The organism is Granulicella sp. S156, assembly GCF_009766105.1.
Taxonomy (GTDB): domain Bacteria; phylum Acidobacteriota; class Terriglobia; order Terriglobales; family Acidobacteriaceae; genus Granulicella.
On the sequence record NZ_LMUH01000005.1, the window covers coordinates 114,901 to 134,545 of the forward strand.

Below are 19,645 nucleotides of genomic sequence, written 5' to 3' on the forward strand. Positions count from 1 at the left end.
AAAAACAAGAGCAGATGAGTTCTTACGCCCGACGCCGATACCTGACTGCGAACTCGTATCCCTGGTTGGGCGGGAACAACTCGGCGACGAGCCGCAGACGCGCGGCCAGTGCTGCTGGAGCCAGTAACGGATACTCGCGCTCGCGCAGTTCGCTGTAGTCGAAGTCCAGTGCGAGCGATAGCAGATACAGCGCGACCGCATCCGAGAACGCGGCATCGATATACAGCCCGCGCTCTTTTTCGTCGACGGCGGTCTTGGTCGCTGGCACGCTTGAAGAGGCGTTGCTGAACGAACGAGGCTTGGCTGCCAGCCCTAACCCACGTCGCGAGGACAAGACCAACGGTTCGGGCTCGGCGTTTGCAGGGCGGCCGAAGGCTAGGTTGCGTGACTCCCAGGCGTCGAGGCTGGTTTCGCCACGCACGTTGTCGAGTGCCTGCTTCCACACGAGATCGGCAAACGACGCAGGCACGCCGGCCTGATCGACGAACGCGTGTGCGACGTTGATAAAGAACTCGAAGCTCAGGGCGAAGCGATCGCCCAGCAGCCGCGTCGAGATGAAGACGCCGCGGTTGCCGCTGCCCAGCTCCACATTGCGATGGCAGATGGCCGCATCGCTGAAGGCGTCGGTGTACTCGCCAGCCACCATTGCGGACTCGGTCGCGGGGGTGTGGGGCTTCGCGTTCATGTCTGCTTCGGGGCTGTCGCCCGTTTCGGGGGTCTCGCTGGCTTCGGGGTTTTCGCGCAGAGCCAGGGGAACAAAGTAATAGGTGTTGCTCTTGAGGGAGGCGACGATGGCTGCGGGGACGGTCTCCAGCATGCGGTCGAGATCGGGGGCATCGACGCCAGTTTCGCCGTAGGTGGCAAACGCCACCCCGTTGGCCGATTGACGCACTTCGGTCTCTCGCGCAACCTGCGCCGCGCGTATCAGTTGCGGCGTGCGTGCGGTGCCGCTCTGCAGAGTCTCAGCCATTAGCTTATTCTAGCTGAGTATGGCAACTGCAAACGACGTAGAACGCGCAAGACGCGACGGTGTGCTGCTGGGAATCCCGCTGGGAGACCTGGGCTGGTTCCAATCGCTGCTCATGGGAGTGGCGACAGGCTTCGCGGCGTTTTTCGCCACGACCTTCTGCGCGATCATCGCGTTGCTGATCTATATGTCGGCGACGCACCATCCGGTGGACTTCGCGCTCGCCTACCGCCGTGCCGGTTTCCCGGTGGGGGTGGTGGTGATGGCGTTGGCATTGAGCTACTTAGGTGTGCAGTGGGCCCGGCGGATGGCGCGGAAGTCGCGGCGGGGCTAGGTTTTTTCACCGCAGGCGTACGGTGGTCCTTTTGAGCATTCCCATACCTTGTCATCTCGACCGAAGGCGCGCACTTGCGCCGGAGTGGAGAGACCTGCAGTTTGCTTGCGCAGGCTAGAGTACCGGTACAAACAAGCTGCAGGTCTCTCCGCTACGCATGACGATAAAACCATCATGCTCCGGTCGAGATGACAGTTCTGGGGTGGTTCTTTGGGGTGATTCGCCTCAAAGAAGGCCATGGGCGAAACTATCCTCGCCGGGCAGGCGTATCCTCGACATCCATTACTGGAACCCTTTCCAAGGAGTCATCATGTCCGTCTTCCTCCGCCCCTCTTTGCGCTGTAGTACGACTGTGCTTGCGTTTGCTGCGCTGCTCTCCACGGCAGCCTATGCTGCCGACAAGAAGAAGCCTGCCGAAGCCGCCGAGACCAAGCCTGTTCCGTCGTATTATGGCGCACAGCCTGCTACCGAGAACCTCGATCTCACGATGTACGCGCGCATCCGTGCCGAGGGTTTGCAGCATGGCAAGGTGATGGACTTTGGCGCGGCCCTGGCCGATGGCATCGGTCCGCGACTCACCGGCTCGCCCAACATGGCCAAGGCCAATGCCTGGACGCGCGATACTTTGGCAAAAATCGGGCTCGAAAATGCGCACCTCGAAGACTGGGGCGAGTTCGGCATGGGGTGGCAGCAGATCAACACCTGGGCGCGCATGGTCTCGCCTGACCCTGAGCCGTTATGGATGCAGGCTGCTCCGTGGTCGCCCGCAACCAAAGGTCCCGTGACCGGTGAGATCGTCTATGTGCCGCTGGCCGATGCGAGCGAGTTGGACAAGTTGAAAGGCACGCTGGCAGGCAAGATCGTGCTGCTGGGAGCGATGCGTCCTACGCCTGATATCACCGAACCACTCTTTCATCGCTATACCGAGGAAGAGCTGAAAGATATGGAGAGTGCGGAGAGCAGCCGTCGCGCGACCGCTGGGCCGCCGCCGAACTTTCAGGCCCTGATGGCGGAGCGGCAGCGCATCGCTGCGCTGCGCCAGAGCGCTCTCAAGATGATGGTGGAAGAGGGTGTCGCCGCGATCATCACGCCCAGCCGAGATGGTGGCAACGGCGGCGGTACAGGCATCATCTTCGACGACAACGGCGCGAACCTGATTCGCGGCGCGCAGACAGTAGAGAATGCGGTGAAGGTCCCCAACGCCGTCATGATGATCGAGCATTACAACCGGCTCGCACGCATGGCGCAGGCGCATGTGCCGGTCACGGTTGAGGTCAACATCGAGACGAAGTTCACTGGGGATCATGAGCATGGCTTCGATACCGTCGCCGAGATTCCCGGCAACGATCCGCGGCTCAAGGACCAGGTAGTCATGGTGGGCGGACATCTCGATAGCTGGATCTCAGGCACGGGCGCGACAGATAACGGCGCAGGCTCGATCGTCGGGATGGAGGCAGTGCGCATCCTGAAGGCGCTGGACCTGCATCCACGCCGGACGATCAGGATTGCGTTGTGGTCTGGTGAAGAGGAGGGCATCTTCGGCTCGCAGGGCTATGTCAAACAGCACTTCGGTACGTTTGCCGCTCCGGCGACGCCTGACCCTGCCGGCACGCCCAGTTATATGAGCCGCAACCACGGTCCACTGCAGACGACCAAGGAGTGGGAGACGCTGGACGCTTACTACAACCTCGACAACGGCACCGGCAAAGTTCGTGGTGTGTATACGCAGGAGAACTTCGCGATTGCGCCGATCTTTGCGCAGTGGATCGCGCCGCTGCACGATCTCGGCGTGACGACGATCAGCAACCGCAATACCGGCGGTACGGATCATCTATCGTTCGACGCGGTGGGCCTGCCGGGGTTCCAGTACATCCAGGACCCAATGGACTACGACACGCGGACGCACCACTCGGACATGGACACGTACGACCGGCTGCACAAGGACGATCTCGAACAGGCGGCAATCGTGGAGGCGATCTTTCTCTGGAACACCAGTCAGCGCGACGAGATGATGCCGCGCAAGCCGTTCCCACATCCGGAGCTGGAGAAGAAGCTGTCCGCGCCGATTCCGGGGCTGTATCCGAATGCGGTTGAGCCCGCGAAATAGGTTGATCGAATTGCGATTCAACGACGGCGGGGACTTCGGTCCCCGCCGCTGGTGTTTTTGGGGTTACTTCATAGCGAGTCGTCCATGGTTGCAGTGCGTATACACGCTGGTGTGCCCTTAACGAAACGGTTGTTGCCTTCTGGACGCGTTTGATGGCACACCCGATTTCTCATGCGTGTGAGACGCACGGTTTCAGCACTCACTATGCATGAGATGCCCCGCGGCCACGCTTCAGAAGGAGCGTCACGACGCACAGAATTGAGATTGCCAGAAGGGCAACTTGCAACAGGAGCAAAGGAAGAACAGTCAGAATGCTGGCGTGATGCCTCACGAGTAGAAGTGTCGTGATCGCTCCCGTGCAAGGAATGAGAAATGCACAGACACCAGGCACGACGCGTAGAAATTTCGTGGAGAATCGTAATGAAGTCATTTGCGAATCCTCGCAGTAAGACTACAACATTGGGTTCGCAGCAAGGTCGTATAGCATCAGATCGTTATGCCAGCACACTTCACCCCTGAGACCCTGAAATTCCTCCGCGGCCTTGCGCGAAACAATGATCGCGAGTGGTTCGAACCACGCCGCGAGATCTACGAGCGCGCGCTCAAGCAGCCGATGCTTGCGGTCGTCGACGAGATCAACACCGCGATGCACGACTTCGCCCCTGAGCATGTGCGGCCCCCCAACAAGACGATGATGCGCATCTATCGCGACACGCGCTTCAGCCCCGACAAGCGTCCGTACAAACGCCATGTCTCGGCGTGGTGGGCACGGCGCGGCATGGAGAAGACCTCCGGCGGCGGCTTCTATCTGCACATCGATCCGAAAGAAGTATTGATCTCGGTCGGCGTCTATATGCCCGAGCGCGAGCAGCTGCTGGCGATTCGCCGCTGGCTTGCGGAGCACCACGAAGAGTACCGCGCGCTGCTGGGCGCCATCGTAAAGCCGCGTGCCCGCAGTGCTGCGAGCAAGATGCAGCCGCCGATGACGCACATCGACGCGCAACCCCTCACGCGCATGCCCAAAGGGTTCCCTGCCGACCATCCTGCGGATGAGCTGCTGCGTGCGCGCAACTGGGGCGTGCATGTTGCGCTGCCTGTGGAACGTGCGCTGGAGCCTGCGTTCGTGAGTGAAGTGGTGCAGCGATTCCGTCTCGCAGCGCCTCTGGTAGAGGCGTTGAACGGTGCGATTCTGGAAGCGTCGGAGGCTGTCCGCAAGCCCTCGCGACCGCTCTTTTAGGGCGTTTTTAACCGGCTTTATGTCGATTTAAGGACAAAAACCGGGAAATATCGGAAAAAACCGCAAAAAACTTGTGGAAACACGATATTTACCGTTGACAAAGGGTTTCAGAAGGTTGAAGGTGATGTTCGGCGCGGTTTTTCTCCGCACCCGCATGAACACTGGCGATTGTCGCCAGAGTACAAGCTGCGGGGAATGGGCGAAAGCCTATGCTCAATCATTCGGAAACGAAGGAGTACACACAATGGCAAAGGGAATTACAAAGACACAGCTTGTCCGCCTGCTGGCAGAGAAGCTCGAGCTCACCAACAAGCAGACCGCAGCTTTCCTCGAACTGCTGGCTGAAACCGCAGTCAAAGAGACGAAGAAGAACGGCGAGTTCACCATCCCCGGCATCGGCAAGCTGGTAAAGGCTGAGCGCAAGGCTCGCGTAGGTCGTAACCCCCAGACTGGCGAGGCCATCAAGATCAAGGCCAAGACCGTCGTCAAGTTCCGCGTGGCCAAGGTCGCGAAGGACACGATCGCTCCGCCCAAGAAGTAGTTCGAGTTTCACGATTCAAAACAGAGGCAAAGTCTACGCCCCATCCTCGCGACAGTTTCATCGTCGCAGGGTGGGGCACTTTTTGTTGGTTATTGGATCACCTATGCCGTGTCATCTCGACCGAAGGCGACGTTCTTTGTCGCCGGAGTGGAGAGATCTCAGCATTTTGCTAGAACCCTGTAGGAGGCCGGAGGACACCCGAGAATGGCTCTACCGGCTTGCCCCATTCTGCGCTGAGATCGCGCCAGTCTGGATTGTTCGCCACAATGAGGCGAATCTTCTTGATACGCGACCAACGCTTTAACTGCTTCTCACGTGCGATAGCCTCATTTATGTCAGAGAATCGTTCGAGGTAAACCAGCCGATGAATGTCATAGCGCGCTGAGAAACTCTCCGGATAGATGTAGTTTTTGTGCTGCCACATCCGATGCTCTATGTCCGTCGTTACCCCGATGTATAGACGTTTTGAATCGCCGCAGAGAATGTACACATAGGCGGGCTTCTCTTGGTACATGGGGTGATTATCGAATGTGTTGCTGGTTCTAGCAAAATGCTGAGATCTCTCCACTCCGGCGCAAAAGCGCGCCTTCGGTCGAGATGACAAGGTATAGGAAGTTCAAAGAGTGGCTAACTATGCCGCTGCCGTCGTTGCCTTAGGTTTTGGTAAAAACGCTCGTGCGATCAGCCATGCACCTAGCGAGATCAGAAAGCCCTGGCGTAGCCATTGTCCGTTGAAGTTCCAGCCGAGGGCGGCCAGCACAAGAAACGCGGCGATAAAGTACAGCTCGCCCAGCACGGCCTGTCCCCAGTGAGGGGCTTCTCCTGCTGCTGGAACGCACGGTGTGGGCGATGGCAGAAAGCGCGGCACAGCCGCGGCGTAGGCCAGATAGGGTTGGCCAAACTGCGCGGCGAGAAACGGCTCTTCGGCGAGTGCCAGGCGAATCTGAAACACCCAGATCAGCACAATCGCAAAGACGGCGCCGGTCGGCGGCATCAGGAGGGCAAGCCCGACGGTGTGCAGCAGAGTCCCCAGGTAGAGCGGGTTGCGTGTGCGGCGATAGGGGCCGTCGGCGAGCAGGGTTTCTCCATGCATGGAGCGTGAAGCCACAACTCCCGAACCCACATATGCCGCTCCCCAGGTGCGCAGCCATGCACCGAGGCCCGTAAAGACAAGTGCTATGACGAGCAACACGATGGTCGCTGCCTGAAAACCCAACCAGCCATGCAGCGACAGCCACGACGACGCGACCAGCCACGTTGTCTTGCGCGTAAGATCGAGCCCCGCAATCCAGTCGACCCACGGCACCCAGAAGGCCAGCGTGAAGATCAGGACATGGATCAAAAAACGGAAGCGGTACTCGAAGGGACTGGCCTTGAACATGAAACTCCTTAAAAGCTATCGATAACCAGTTTATCTGGGGGAAACCCCCGACAAATAGCGCTACTTCGTGCAGGCTTGCTGGCGGCCGATCTCTACGACAAAGTAGACGGCCTGCGTAGCGCCATTGTTGTGGATGCCATGGAGTTGATTGGGGGCGCAGTAGATCGTGCCTCCTGCGGTAATGGTTACAGGCGGCGCGTCGGAGACGAACTCGAGCGAGCCCTGGCGGAGCAGCATCACCTCGGCGTGCGGATGACGGTGCGGCGGATGGGGTGCCTTCCCGGGATCGAGCTTTGTCTCATGGACTTCGATGTGCGTAATGCCGGGGATCAGGCCGTGAAGAATCTCGTGTCCGGTTATGCCGGGCTGACTGGAGTGGCCTGGCTCGGTGGGGATGGCCTGACAGGCGGCGAGCGTCGTGCAGTCGGCGGTAGCCGGGGGCTCGGATACGGTTTGAGGTGTCTGGGCAGCGGCGCTCAAGGGGTGCAGAAGCGCCAGCAGGGGGAGGGTCTGACAAAGGTCTCGACGCGAGAGTGTGCTCATGCGGAGGATGGTAGCGCAGGCAGAGCAGGGTTGGAAGGCTCTTTAGTGCCCATGATGATACGGATGCCCAGCGCGGATGGTTAGGGCGCGGTAGATCTGCTCGGCGGCGACTACGGCGGCGAGTTCGTGCGGCAGGGTGATCCGTCCGAAGGCAACGGTGAGGCTGGCGTGGCGGAGCGCCTCGGCCGACCAGCCATCGGCCGGCCCGATGGCTACAACGAGCTGCTGGACGCCGTTATCCTGCACGCTGCCGAGTGCGGCTGCAAATTCTTCCGAACTCATCTGCTTGCCGCGGCTGTCGGTCAGGACGAGATACGGTGTGGTGCGCCGCGCCGGACGGTCGAGATGGGCAAAAAGGGTGGCTTCGGAGGCAAATTCACGCTGTTCGCAGGGGACATACCGGCTGGAGCGCTGAATGTAGCGTTCCAGAAGTTGTGCGTCTGGTTCAGAGGCCGGGGAACGTCGTGGCCGGATGGTGGCGAGGAGGATTTCCATTGTCGGTCTACAGAATTGCATAGAGTGCTTCAGAAATTGACACAAAACGACATAGGCTACGCAATTCCGTAGACCGTGGAGTCTGAATTATCAATATTTAGCGAATATGGTGGTTTGGCATCAGAAATGCAATGTAGTTGGCAGCTCTGAGTTACGCGCCGGCATTGTGCCAGCTGCTACATACCGTCCGGGCCACTGTTTGAGGAGTACGTTTTTTGATGAAGAAGTTTTCTGCAATATCCCCCCAAATCCTAGTTTTGGTTCTTCTTTTTGCGGCACTTCTCGTGCCGGGTGTTGTTTCCGCTCAAAACGCCGTAACTGGTGCTATTACAGGCGTTGTGGTCGATCCGACGGGTGCTCTGGTCCCCGGCGCAACGGTCAAGATTGTGGACACTGCCACAAACGCCACCCTCAAGGTGGTCACCAACTCTGAGGGTCGCTACAGCGCGCCCCTGCTCAAGCCGTCGAAATACGAGATTGATGTTACGTCGAATGGCCTGTTGTCACGGCCGACGACGGTTGTCGTGTCGGTAGGCCAGATCCCCAACGTAGACATCACGCTGGGTTTGGCCGGTAGCAATTCGGCTGTGACGGTGAGCGCTCAGGCTGCGCAGCTGATAGATACTCAATCCCCCGCGTCGATTATGACGTTGACGCAAAGCCAGATTCAAAACCTGCCGGCGCCCGGCGGTGACATTACTACCGTCGCTTATACCGCTCCCGGTGTTGTCTTGAACTCGGGCGGCGCGTACGGCAACTTCAGCTCCGATGGATTGCCCGGCACATCGAACTTGTATGTGCTCAACGGATATGACGACGAAGACCCCTTCCTGAACCTCAACAACTCGGGATCGAGCAACCTGACCCTGGGCCAGGGCGAGATCTCGGAAGCTGCTGTAGTGCAGAACGGCTACGGTGTGCAGTATGGACGTGGCGCAGGCGTCATCATCAACTTCACCACCAAGTCGGGCAGCAACAAGTTCCATGGTTCCGCGAACTACTTCTATAACGGCACCGTCTTGAATGCGAACGACTGGTTCAACAAGCAGGGTGGAGGAGCGCGTCCGCATGCTGTCTCCAATCAATGGGCTGCCAATGTAGGTGGCCCCATCTGGAAAGATAAACTCTTCTTCTTCGCCGACTACGAAGGTCTGCACTACGTTTTGCCCGCTCAGGGATACGTCGCATTTCCAACGCAGGCGTTTCAGAATGCTGTTCTGGCCAATATTCCCGCGGCCAATGTCCCGCTCTATCAGCAGGCCTTCGGACTTTACAACGCTTCTCCTAATTTTGCGAAAGCAGTACCAGTTACGAACGGCACCGGTCTACTTCAGGATAGTGCCAACCAACTGGGCTGCGGATCTGCTGCACTCTTGGGCCTTCCGGACGGAACCGGTGGTACGTTTGGCACAACCTCATCCTGCACCTCGTCTGCCCTTGCAACAGGCGCGAACAAGAATATTGAATGGCTTTTCACGGGTCGTGTTGACTGGAATATCAGCGACAAACACAAGATCTTCGGTCGCTACAAGATGGACCGTGGTACGCAACCGACGTATACCAGCTTTGTGAGCCCGCTGTTTAGTACGACCAGCAGCCAGCCTTCGTATGAAGGACAACTCAATGACACGTATGTCTTCACCCCGCACGTCGTCAACCAATTTATCTTTGCTGCAAACTGGTACACGGCCTACTTCGGACCTTCCAATACGGCGGCTACACTGGCGGCTTTCCCCACCTACTTTGCTTCGATGAACGATGGTGGTTCCAACGGAGCAGAAGCGTATCTGGGAAATCAAAATCTTGGTTTGTCGAATGAGTATATTGACGGCCGCAATGTGTCGCAGTATCAGTTTGTCGACGATCTTTCGGTCATCAAGGGCAACCACACGCTTCGCTTCGGATATGACTTCCGGCGCAACGATATCACCGACGACGATGCTCAGCAAAACTTTGCAGGCACGTATGCCCTCTTCATGGGTGACTTCGCAAATGGAAACCTGAACTCGGTGATCAATCCTAAAACCAGCAATTCATTTGGATCCCAGTTCACACAGCAACTCACGAACAACAAATCCTCGTATCTTGCTCTCTACAATATTGGGGTCTATACGCAGGATGAGTGGCAAGCCACCCAGCGACTGAAGTTGACCTTTGGCGTCCGTTTCGATCGGACAGGTAACCCTCTGTGCAACAACGACTGCTTTTCCCTCTACAACGGTGCGTTTCCTCGCAGCGGTGTGACTACCTCGACGCCTTACAGCACCCTGGTGAATGCTGACCAATCGCACCCCTTTGCCAGTGTGCCGAAGATCAATCCGCAGGCCCGATTCGGTTTCAACTATGATGTCGCCGGAGATGGCCGCACGGTCATTCGCGGAGGCTTCGGCATGTTCACCGACCTCTACCCCGCTGGGTTCCTGGATGGCTTTATTGCCAATCTGCCAAACGTCTACAACTCTACGATTACGTCAGGCAGTGTTGGTTCGTCGCAGATCGCAGGAAGCGCGAATGCCAACTCTCTGGCATCCTTCAATGGTGTTGAAACCGGCTTCAAGAATCAGGCAAGCTCGAGTTCTTTGACGGCTTCCATTCCTGGCTTCGCGCCTCCTGGTCTGGCGTTGGCCCCATCGGAGTTCAAAAACCCAACCTATCTTGAGTTCAGTCTGCAACTGCAACATCAGTTCACGAAATATGATGCAGTGATCCTCGCCTACGCCGGAAACACCGGCTATGACGAAATCCTCTGGAATGGCACCATCAACGCTGCTTCGTCAACCGGGGTTGCCGGCCTGCCCACAACGCAGCCCGATCCAAACTTCGGCGCGTCGACCTACTATAGCAATGCAGCGCATTCCAACTACAACGGCGGCTCCATTACCTACAAGCATATCGATAAGGGCCTGTCTCTCAATGTGAACTACACCTATAGCAAGGCTCTGGACGACTCTTCCAACGGAGGCACTACCAATGAGCCGTATAACTACAACTCCTATTACGCCAAATCGAATTGGCAGATTGACCCGAATAGCGTAAGGCACTTGAACTACTCCGTCGCGGACTACGATATCCGTAACAGTCTTTCCCTCGACTTTGTCTATGACATGCCCTTCCACTTCCAGAACGCGATTGAAAACCAGGTTCTGGGCGGATGGATTGTCGCAGGCAAGAGTTTCTATCGCAGCGGTCAACCCTTTACGGTCTACGATAGTTCCGGGGCGAGCACCTACACGGGCGGCACGGATAACAGTGGTGTTCTCGTAGATATCCTTAACTTTCACATGAACCGGAACTGCGGTGCTTCTGCTGCAAGGACGGCGTGCTTTACGACGGCGGATTTTGCGGCATCCGGCACTCAAACGGATTTCGGCAATTCTCCGCGCAATCAGTTCACCGGTCCGCACTATGCAGACACGGATCTCACCCTGGCCAAGAAGGTATATCGTCGCGAGGCTCTGAATCTTGAGATTGGCGCGAATGGCTTCAACCTGTTCAACCACCCGAACTTTGCGCTTCCAGGAGGCGATATCTCGTCGCCGGGTGGTCTTGGAGTCATCAGCTCCATCGCCGCTCCTCCAACCAGCCCTTACGGCTCCTTCCAGGGAGCTGGTATCGGTGGGCGCGTGATCCAGGTGTTCGGCAAGTTCAGCTTCTAACCCGAACCCAGGCAAAAATGAAAGGCGGAGAGCTTAGGCTCTCCGCCTTTTGTCTTTTTTACTCGCGCAGCCTTTAAGCGGCTGGAGCCCTGGAGGGAAGGTTTCGTCCAACCTGGAGTCCGGCTCAGAGGAAAGGGAGTGAGTTGATCGACTAGTGGCGAGGAGGATTTCGTATAGGGGCCCGCGACACACTACAAAACGACATATATTTACTTCATTAAAAAGTTCCACTGGCGAAGACTCTTCCCCGTAAGAAACTGAACGACAAATTAAAAGGCATTCTCCACAGGTAGGCCATGTTGTGGGAAATAGGGCCGAAAGATGCGTTTTAGGGTAAGGCGCAGCCCCAAAAATGTGCCGGGTTGAGTAACACAGAATGTTCCAGAACTCCAAAGAGTGCGGCATTGGCAATGAAATTGCTATGTGTTTTCATTATGAGAAACCTTTACACCTTCGCGATCCGACACAAGTCTTGGCGCCTTCAAGTTGTACTGGTAATTTTGGGTCTGTTCGCCCTGTCAACAATGCCAGTATTCGCCCAGGTAACGAATGCTACCGGCACGATTCAGGGAACGATTACAGATCCCGTCGGCGCGACGATCCCTAACGTTAAAGTGACTCTCTCTGAACCCTCTACGGGTTCCACCAAGGTGATTACGACGACCGGAACCGGCTACTATTCGGCGGGCTCTCTGGTTCCGGGAGTCTATAAGGTTACGGCAGAGGCTGCCGGGTTCTCCACGCTCACGAAGACCTTTGTCGTTCAGGTAGGTGTGGCCTCTAACGGAGATCTCAAGCTCAATATCGGTTCGACCTCGACCATGGTGGAGGTACAGGCCAACGCCGTTGCGGTCGATGCGCAGCAGACCCAGATTGCCGGCATCCTGACCCAGGAGCAGATCACCAATCTGCCGGTCAATGGACGTAACTTCCTCGATCTGGCTCAGCTGCAGCCAGGCGTGCAGATTCAAGATGGCACAAACTTCGATCCGACCAAGAACGGTTTTGAATCGATCTCCTTTGGTGGCCGCTTCGGCCGCTCGGCCCGTCTTGAGCTCGATGGTCTCGATATCTCCGACGAGAACGTCGGAACCACGACGCAGAACATCTCGCAGACTGCCATTCAGGAGTTTCAGGTTGCACAGTCCAACCTGGACATCACGACCTCCATCACCTCTTCTGGTTCGGTCAACATTGTCAGCCGCAGCGGCACCAACCTCATTCATGGTGAAGGCGATTACTTCTTCCGCGACAAGCGGGCGGGAGGTGCAGACTTCCCCGGTGGCGCGAACAATTACCTTCAGCGGAACGACGTCTCCGGTGGTATGGGCGGTCCGATCGTGCCCGACAAGGCCTTCTTCTTTATATCGGCGGAGAATTACACGCAACACCTTCAGGCTCCTGTAAGCCTTGCGGGTACTCCACTGGCCGACCTAAGCGGTTCCTATAGCGCGCCCTATTCCGAGATGCACCTTCTGGGCCGTACGGATTTCAATCTGCCTCATGGCGCCAAGGCCTTTATTCGTGGTGTCTACTTCAATAACAAGGATGTGGGCGGCTTCGGCGGCGGAAACAACTACTCCCCGTACCTCAACGAAAACAACGTCCCCAACGTGGGCGGCGGGATCGACTTCCTGACGGGAAACTTCAGCCACAGCTTCCGCGTAGGCTACTTCAAGTTCTATAACGAGATCACCGACGCGACCTCGGTTACGCAGAATCCCACCTTCAACCTCACGCCAGGGATCAATTTGCAGATCGGCGCCTTCTCGAGCGGTTCCAACCTTCTGGCTCCGCAGCAGACGGTGCAGACCAACAAGCAATTCAAATATGACGGCAGCTGGACGAAGCGCAACCACACCCTGCGTTACGGTGCGGGTTTCAATCGCCTGCTGGGCGGCGGCTTCGCCTCCTTCTTTGGATTGCAGCCGCAGGTGGCCTTAACGTATTCCTCGTACGCAGGGGGAACGACCTTTCCGAGCTTGGATGGAAATCCTGCAGATTATTCCTCGAATCCTGCAAACTATATTGTCGGTCTCAACCCGAGCGGCTCAGCTGGTATCACTGTCGGCAATGGCCAGGGTTACGACACAGAGATTCCCCAGTTCGGCTATCCAGGGGGCGGTCAGCAAGATTGGCGCGTGACGGCCTACATCGGCGACCAATGGAAAGCCACTTCCCGGTTGAATGTTAACTTCGGGCTACGCTACATCCGGGATACAGGCCGCACGGATTCGGATCTTCCAGCCATTCCTCAGTTGGATGCCGTAGGTGCGGGCCTGGGTGACAAAGTGCGTGAGCCGAATGCCAACTTCGGACCACAGGCTGGTATCGCTTGGGATTTGACCGGTAAAGGCACAACGGTGATTCGTCTCGGAGGCGGTCTCTACTACGAGAACAATGTCTGGAATAACATTCTCTTCGATCGTCCAGTGCGCCTGTCTCAAGGGCTGTTCTTTGGAGACGCGACGGTCTGCCCGGCAACCAGCATTCCTCTTTCTAACGGAACGACCTTGACCACGATTGATGGAACAGCTACGGGTACGACCATTGCCAGCCTCTGCAGTCAGCCAGCCGGAAGCGTCTACAAACAAATCGCTGAATTGCAAAGCACGTATCAAGCCGCGGTTAAGTCCATCGGTGCATCCTCCAACGGCAACTACATTCTCAATGCGATGGCCGTGGGCGCTAACGTGAACGGCGACGATCTCTTTCTGCCTCAGTACAAGACGCCGCAGTCCTACCAGATGAACGTCGGCATCCAGCATCTGTTTGGCAAAAACACGGTAGTGACGGTCGATTATCTGCGCAATCTCGGCGAGCACTTCCTCATAGGAATTGACGAGAACCATGTCGGAGCGGCGCGTAACTACAACGCGACAGCAGCAAAGGCTGCGGTAGCGGCTACGGTGCTACAGTGCGGTGTGGCTTCTGTGGATCTTGCTATCAAATCCTGCCCGGGAATCAATCCTATTAGTCTCGCCGGCGCGACCATCGGCAATTTTGCAGCGAATGGCCTCGACTCAGAGAATAGTGGCGGTGGTGTTCCTAACTCGACCTATGCTTTTGGCGGCAACAATCCGAACTTCGGCCAGATGCAGTTCCTCACTCCAGGCGGTAAGTCGGCCTATAACGCACTGGAGGTCACTGTGACCCAGCGCGTCAAGCATCCGCTGCGGGGTATTACTGCTCTCGATCTGACCGGCGCATACACCTACAGTCACTTCAGCGGCACAGGTACGGTTGCTGATATCGGCCGCACCTCCGGCGGTGATCAGGACTTCGCCGAAGGGGCACTGAGCAATGACAATCCGTCAAAATTCTACGGATCGAATTCTCTGGATCGTCATCAGCAGTTCTCCGGCAGCCTGGGGTTGGAGCTGCTCAAAGGTTTCCGCATCGACTCGATTGCGCACCTTTACTCGTCGTTGTCGACGACAGCCGGTTTGGCCACTCAGGGTGGAGGCGACATCTTCATCAGCGATCTGGATGGGGATGGCACAGTCGGCGATGTTGTGGCGGGCAGCAATGTAGGTTCCTATATGCGCCAGTTCAACCAGCACAGTATCAATAAACTGATCAACAGTTACAACGCAACCAACGCGGGCCAGCTGACCCCGGCAGGCAAGGCTGTAGTCAACTCCGGCGTTCTGACCCAGGAGCAACTCTCTGAGCTGGGTGGCGTGCAGCAGACACTGCTCAACGCTCCTACAAACCAGGTGGGCAACGATATCCTGCGCATCTGGGATATCGGCGCCTCCTATAACTACAAACTCGGGGAAGCCCTTACGATCCAACCTAGCGTGCATGCCTTCAACGTGCTGAACTTTGCGAACTTCGATGCTCCGGGAACTCTCGGTGCGGTGCGCGAGTCCGGAACGCTGGCGAGTAACATCAGTGCCACCACCGGTACGATCAACAACACAACCTACAATGGCACGACCAATGGCCAGGATGCCTATCGCGTTGGCCTGGGAACAGGCGTCTATGCAGAGGGTGCTCCGCGTCAGCTCGAGTTCGCGCTCAAGTTCCTGTTCTAAGCAGGAAGATCTATTCATCCTTTGCGGGAGAGCTTCGGCTCTCCCGCTTTTCTTGGGGTGTGTCTCTCGTCTGAATTCGTAAGAGGATATCTGACACTTTTGGGTAGCCTCCTAGGGCGTGTCATCCAACTTCGTTCCAGGCTTTAGGCAAGTTTTGCTGAAGCCCCGCCCCTTTTGAGGCAAAAACTTAGCCCTTGACCCCAGACCTCATCAACGGATTTAACCAGGGAGTTGGATAACACGCCTTAGGCAGAGGACTTTGTGGCTTTCTTCACGATGCTCTTAGTCGGGCGTTTCTTCGCCAACTTCGCGGGCACCGATTTTTTTTGCAGGAGCTTTTAGGGTCTTCGCTTCGCAGGAGCTGGCGTGCCCGCTGGACAGTGGCTTGCCCGCAGTTGGACGCTGGGTTTGGAAGTCAGCGAGGGTCGCGGTCAGAGGGGTGTGAGTACGATTTCCGTCGCCGGGCTACAGGATTGCATAGATTGCCTCGACAACAGGAACGAAATCCCACATTCCATGAAATCTGAATAATTTCTCGACCCTAAATTATCAGGGTTTTGCTGGCGGAACGAGTTGGCCCATGGATTGCAAGGCATGCAGCAATCATATTCCAGTCTGTTCGGAGGTTTCATGCGCCTTTTTCGCACGCTGATTCTCGGGGTATCTCTTTTTCTAAGCGGCTCTCTGATTCTGCAACCCACCAACTCCTGGTCACAAGTTGAAACTGGCCAGATTGCAGGCACGGTCACCGATCCCTCCGGCGCGCTCGTCACCAACGCGAATGTGACGGTCAAGAATCTGGGCACGAACGCCCAGCATGCCGTCCAAACGGACAAGTCCGGAAGCTATCGCTTCCCCGGTCTCGAGCCGGCCCACTATAAGGTCACCATTGCTTCCGGAGGCTTCATTCCGTACGAAGCCAGTATCGAAGTGACCGTAGGTGGCCATACGACCGTGGATGCGAAGCTGTCAGTCGGCGGCAGCAACTCCGCCGTTGAGGTCGTCAGCGAGGGTGCTGCTCAGGTGAACACGCAGACCCAGGAGCTCTCGCAGGTGGTCGACACGTTGCAGTTGGCGAACCTGCCCAGCCTCACCCGCAACGCTTATGACTTCGTCGCTCTTTCCGGCAACGTCAGCAACGGCGACAACACCACCCCAAACAGTAACAGCGGACAGAACCTCTCCACGCGCGGCGTAGGCTACGCCATCAACGGACAGCGCGAATCAGGTACCGAGATTCTGATCGATGGCGTTGAGAATGTGGGTGTGTTCAGCGCCGACGTAGGTGAACAAATCCCGATCGACGCCGTGCAGGAGTACAGCGTCGTCACCAACAACTTTGCCGCGCAGTACGGGCGTGCATCAGGCGGCGTGGTTAATCTCACCACCAAGAGCGGTGCCAACCAGTTCCACGGCAGCGCCTGGGAGTTCAACCGTCTCTCAGCCTATACCGCTAACACCTACAACAACGTGGTGAACGACCTGCCCAAGGGCAACTATACTCGCAACCAGTTCGGTTTCGCGGTCGGCGGCCCGGTGATCCATGACAAGCTCTTCTTCTTCGAGAGCACGGAGTGGACACGCGTCCGCAGCCAGGCAGAAGAGACGGCGCTGATTGTTACGCCGCAATTCCTGGCCTATACCCCGTCCGACGTGCAGGCGTACTTTTCGGCCTTCGGTAGCACTCCCTACACCATCACCAACACCCTCACGGCGGCGCAGATCGGCAGTAGCGGTGTAACGCTTACCGGTATTCCGGCCTCCACGCCAATTTTCGGCCAGGTCAACTTCAAGGCCAATGCCGATGCCGGCGGTGACTTCCCGCAGAACACGGATCGTCTCGTGGCCCGCGTCGACTACAACCTCTCCCAAAGCACCCAGATGTTCTTCCGCTACGCTCGCGAGCGTCAGGACCTGTTCAGCGGTACAGGCTTCTACAGCGCCTACTCGCAATATGACGTGGGCAGCTCTGTCTCGAACGACGCCTACCTCTATTCGCTGAGCCACACCTTCACGCCTACCCTGTTCAGCAACAGCAAGCTCAGCTTCACGCGGCTGGCGAACCCGGATACGTACGACACTACGCAGCAGAGCGTTCCCATGCTCATGTACGGTGGCTCCTCCCTCAGCACGCCGATTAACTTCCCAGGCCTCTTTAACCTGAACGAGCCCGGTGCCGGCGGTTTGCCTTATGGCGGTCCGCAGAACACGGTCCAGTTGGAGGAAGATCTGTCGTGGACCAAGGGTAAGCACTCCTTGCAGTTCGGCGGACAGTTCAACTACATCCAACTGAACTTTTCTTACGGCGCCTATGCTCAGGCAGTCGAGTACCTGGGAACCGGCGATCAGACTGGCCTCGATGCTTTGCAGAGCGGCACCCTGCAGTATTACGAGGCCGCGGTCGATCCTCAAGGCAAGCTGCCCTGCACGCAGAACCCCGATGGCACCCTGAACCAGACCGCTGCTTGCAGTGTCACGACGCCGGTGGGCGCGCCTAGCTACGCACGCAGCGATCGTTACAAGGACTGGGCGGTTTACGGTCAGGACAGCTTCAAGATCACACCTCGCATGACGTTGAACTACGGTCTGCGCTATGAACACTACGGCGTGCAGCACAACAACAACCAGAGCCTCGATTCGAACTTCTACGAAGGTGCTGGCTCGACCCTCTTCCAGCAGATCGCTTCAGGGCAGGTCGAAATCGCTCCCCAGAGCTCGATTGGCCAGCTATGGGCCCCGCGCTGGGGAACGGCATCTCCGCGTCTTGGCTTTGCTTACGATGTCTTCGGAGACGGCAAGACCAGCCTCCGTGGTGGCTTCGGCATCAGCTATGAGCGCAACTTTGGCAACGTCACGTTCAACACGATCCAGAACGTGCCGAACTACGCCACGCTGCAGATTTATAACAGCGCAAATACGCCGACTCCTGTAACCAACAGCGCTGTTGGCCCGCTGGGCACGGCTGGCGTGCAACCCTTGCCGCCGACCGAGCTGCGCAATGTCAACCCGCACATTAACGTGGCACAGACGCAGTTCTGGAGCCTAGCCTTACAGCGTCAGATCGGCCATACCTCGCTGGTGGAGCTCTCCTATAGCGGAGCACACGGCGTTCACCTGTACGACATCACGGCCGGCAACCCAATCGGCGGCGCACAGGCCTACCTCGGTGCTCCGCTGTCCGGTGGGGCCTATTCAGACTGTGCGTATACCGGCACCAACGGGGCCTGCCTCACCCGGCCGAACGACCAGTATGCTGCGATCAACGTCCGTGGCAGCGGCGGCTCCAGCGCCTACGATGCCCTCAACGTTAAGTTCCAGACGCAGAACTTTCACAACACTGGCCTCAGCCTCATTGCCAACTACACCTGGTCGCACTCGCTGGATGACCTGAGTTCGACGTTCTCTGACAGCTCGCAGGGTGGTTCCGGCTACATCGGCAACCTCGGCTATCTGGATCCGACCCACCCGATGCTCGACTGGGGTCCTTCCGACTATGATGTCCCGAATCGCATCACTCTGGCGCCCATCTGGGAGACTCCGTGGCTAAAGGGTCGTCGCAGCGTTCTCGGTGAGATCGTTGGCGGCTGGACTGTCTCGGGCATCTTCACTGCACGTAGCGGAACCCCGTTCTCCGTCTATGACTACAGCTACAACGAGAACGGCTACAGTGGCGTCCCCCGCATCGTGCCGTCAACTCCTGTCACGCAGCACAAAGCTAGTGGCGGCGTGAACGTGGGCCTCAACCAATTCCAAATCATGACCATCCCTGGTGCGAATGATCTGGCACCCTTCAGCTCGACCCTGGGAATCTCGGACTACGGGCCATTCCCTTCCGCAATGACGGGTCGCAACACGTTCCGCGGACCGGGCGCGTGGAGTGCGGATGCTGCACTCAGTAAGAGTTTCAAGCTGACTCAGCGCGTCGGTCTGGAATTCCGAGCTGAGGGTTTCGACGTCTTCAACCACCACAACCTCTATACCGAGGAATATGCCCTGGATGTCTCCAACCCGGGCACGATTGGATCTCCTCTGGCTGTGATCGCTCAGAAGGGTGGTCTCAACTCCTTTGCTCTTGGCGGCAACCACGACGAACGTCGCTTCGGTCAGTTTGCAGGCAAGATCACCTTCTAGAGCAGTTCCCGTATTGATGTGAAGTGGACAACCCCTGCGAGTGCTGTTTTTCTTGGGGAAAAACAGCGTTTAGACCTGTGGCTCGCTCTACACCTATACGGGAACTGCTCTAACCGGCTCAAAACCAACGAACCGGGGATGGGCTTCGCGTCCGTCCCCGGTTTTTTCTTAACCCATGCAATACGAAAGGCGGAGAGTTTTGGCTCTCCGCCT

At 57.4% G+C, this 19,645-nt stretch carries 12 protein-coding genes; 7 read left to right on the forward strand and 5 right to left on the reverse strand.

Features of this window, described 5'->3' with window-relative positions; all coding sequences use genetic code 11:
- Positions 1 to 22 precede the first annotated feature (22 nt).
- Positions 23 to 970, reverse strand: coding sequence for a hypothetical protein (locus GSQ91_RS02715; protein WP_158819725.1), 948 nt, complete (start codon positions 968 to 970; stop codon positions 23 to 25).
- 19 nt (positions 971 to 989) lie between these two features.
- On the opposite strand from GSQ91_RS02715, the gene GSQ91_RS02720 reads away from it, so the two are divergent.
- From GSQ91_RS02720 to GSQ91_RS02735, 4 genes are all read left to right on the forward strand, one after another.
- The gene (locus GSQ91_RS02720; protein WP_158819726.1) at positions 990 to 1,301 is read left to right on the forward strand and encodes a hypothetical protein; all 312 of its coding nucleotides are present in this window, start codon (positions 990 to 992) and stop codon (positions 1,299 to 1,301) included.
- 310 nt (positions 1,302 to 1,611) lie between these two features.
- Positions 1,612 to 3,408, forward strand: a complete 1,797-nt coding sequence (locus tag GSQ91_RS02725) for a M28 family peptidase (RefSeq protein ID WP_158819727.1) — start codon at positions 1,612 to 1,614, stop codon at positions 3,406 to 3,408.
- Between the two features lie 496 nt (positions 3,409 to 3,904).
- The gene (locus GSQ91_RS02730; RefSeq protein WP_158819728.1) at positions 3,905 to 4,645 is read left to right on the forward strand and encodes a DUF2461 domain-containing protein; all 741 of its coding nucleotides are present in this window, start codon (positions 3,905 to 3,907) and stop codon (positions 4,643 to 4,645) included.
- Positions 4,646 to 4,889: 244 nt separating this feature from the next.
- On the forward strand, positions 4,890 to 5,186 hold the full coding sequence (locus GSQ91_RS02735) for an HU family DNA-binding protein (protein ID WP_014268012.1): 297 nt from the start codon (positions 4,890 to 4,892) through the stop codon (positions 5,184 to 5,186).
- Between the two features lie 169 nt (positions 5,187 to 5,355).
- Here the strand turns inward: GSQ91_RS02735 and GSQ91_RS02740 are convergent, their stop codons facing one another.
- The 4 genes from GSQ91_RS02740 to GSQ91_RS02755 all read right to left on the reverse strand — a co-directional run bounded on the left by GSQ91_RS02740 (position 5,356) and on the right by GSQ91_RS02755 (position 7,626).
- A complete protein-coding gene (locus GSQ91_RS02740; RefSeq protein ID WP_158819729.1) occupies positions 5,356 to 5,700 on the reverse strand; it encodes a GIY-YIG nuclease family protein in 345 nt (114 codons plus the stop codon).
- A gap of 117 nt (positions 5,701 to 5,817) precedes the next feature.
- Positions 5,818 to 6,567: an isoprenylcysteine carboxylmethyltransferase family protein gene (locus GSQ91_RS02745; protein ID WP_158819730.1), complete on the reverse strand. Its 750-nt coding sequence runs from the start codon at positions 6,565 to 6,567 to the stop codon at positions 5,818 to 5,820.
- A gap of 60 nt (positions 6,568 to 6,627) precedes the next feature.
- Entirely contained in the window at positions 6,628 to 7,110 is a 483-nt protein-coding gene (locus GSQ91_RS02750) for a cupin domain-containing protein (protein ID WP_158819731.1), read from the reverse strand.
- 42 nt (positions 7,111 to 7,152) lie between these two features.
- Positions 7,153 to 7,626, reverse strand: coding sequence for a 23S rRNA (pseudouridine(1915)-N(3))-methyltransferase RlmH (locus GSQ91_RS02755; protein WP_158819732.1), 474 nt, complete (start codon positions 7,624 to 7,626; stop codon positions 7,153 to 7,155).
- 197 nt (positions 7,627 to 7,823) lie between these two features.
- Between GSQ91_RS02755 and GSQ91_RS02760 the strand changes: the two genes are divergently transcribed.
- The 3 genes from GSQ91_RS02760 (at position 7,824) to GSQ91_RS02770 (ending at position 19,432) form a co-directional block, all read left to right on the forward strand.
- Positions 7,824 to 11,261: a TonB-dependent receptor gene (locus GSQ91_RS02760; protein ID WP_158819733.1), complete on the forward strand. Its 3,438-nt coding sequence runs from the start codon at positions 7,824 to 7,826 to the stop codon at positions 11,259 to 11,261.
- A 524-nt stretch (positions 11,262 to 11,785) separates the two neighbouring features.
- Positions 11,786 to 15,301, forward strand: a complete 3,516-nt coding sequence (locus GSQ91_RS02765; protein ID WP_158819734.1) for a TonB-dependent receptor — start codon at positions 11,786 to 11,788, stop codon at positions 15,299 to 15,301.
- Between the two features lie 630 nt (positions 15,302 to 15,931).
- Positions 15,932 to 19,432: a TonB-dependent receptor gene (locus GSQ91_RS02770; RefSeq protein WP_158819735.1), complete on the forward strand. Its 3,501-nt coding sequence runs from the start codon at positions 15,932 to 15,934 to the stop codon at positions 19,430 to 19,432.
- Positions 19,433 to 19,645 lie beyond the last annotated feature (213 nt).

Coding starts and splice junctions, on each gene's coding strand:
- GSQ91_RS02715 (WP_158819725.1), bottom strand. CDS start 970: ATGGCTGAGACTCTGCAGAGCGGCACCGCACGCACGCCGCAACTGATA.
- GSQ91_RS02720 (WP_158819726.1), top strand. CDS start 990: ATGGCAACTGCAAACGACGTAGAACGCGCAAGACGCGACGGTGTGCTG.
- GSQ91_RS02725 (WP_158819727.1), top strand. CDS start 1,612: ATGTCCGTCTTCCTCCGCCCCTCTTTGCGCTGTAGTACGACTGTGCTT.
- GSQ91_RS02730 (WP_158819728.1), top strand. CDS start 3,905: ATGCCAGCACACTTCACCCCTGAGACCCTGAAATTCCTCCGCGGCCTT.
- GSQ91_RS02735 (WP_014268012.1), top strand. CDS start 4,890: ATGGCAAAGGGAATTACAAAGACACAGCTTGTCCGCCTGCTGGCAGAG.
- GSQ91_RS02740 (WP_158819729.1), bottom strand. CDS start 5,700: ATGTACCAAGAGAAGCCCGCCTATGTGTACATTCTCTGCGGCGATTCA.
- GSQ91_RS02745 (WP_158819730.1), bottom strand. CDS start 6,567: ATGTTCAAGGCCAGTCCCTTCGAGTACCGCTTCCGTTTTTTGATCCAT.
- GSQ91_RS02750 (WP_158819731.1), bottom strand. CDS start 7,110: ATGAGCACACTCTCGCGTCGAGACCTTTGTCAGACCCTCCCCCTGCTG.
- GSQ91_RS02755 (WP_158819732.1), bottom strand. CDS start 7,626: ATGCAATTCTGTAGACCGACAATGGAAATCCTCCTCGCCACCATCCGG.
- GSQ91_RS02760 (WP_158819733.1), top strand. CDS start 7,824: ATGAAGAAGTTTTCTGCAATATCCCCCCAAATCCTAGTTTTGGTTCTT.
- GSQ91_RS02765 (WP_158819734.1), top strand. CDS start 11,786: ATGCCAGTATTCGCCCAGGTAACGAATGCTACCGGCACGATTCAGGGA.
- GSQ91_RS02770 (WP_158819735.1), top strand. CDS start 15,932: ATGCGCCTTTTTCGCACGCTGATTCTCGGGGTATCTCTTTTTCTAAGC.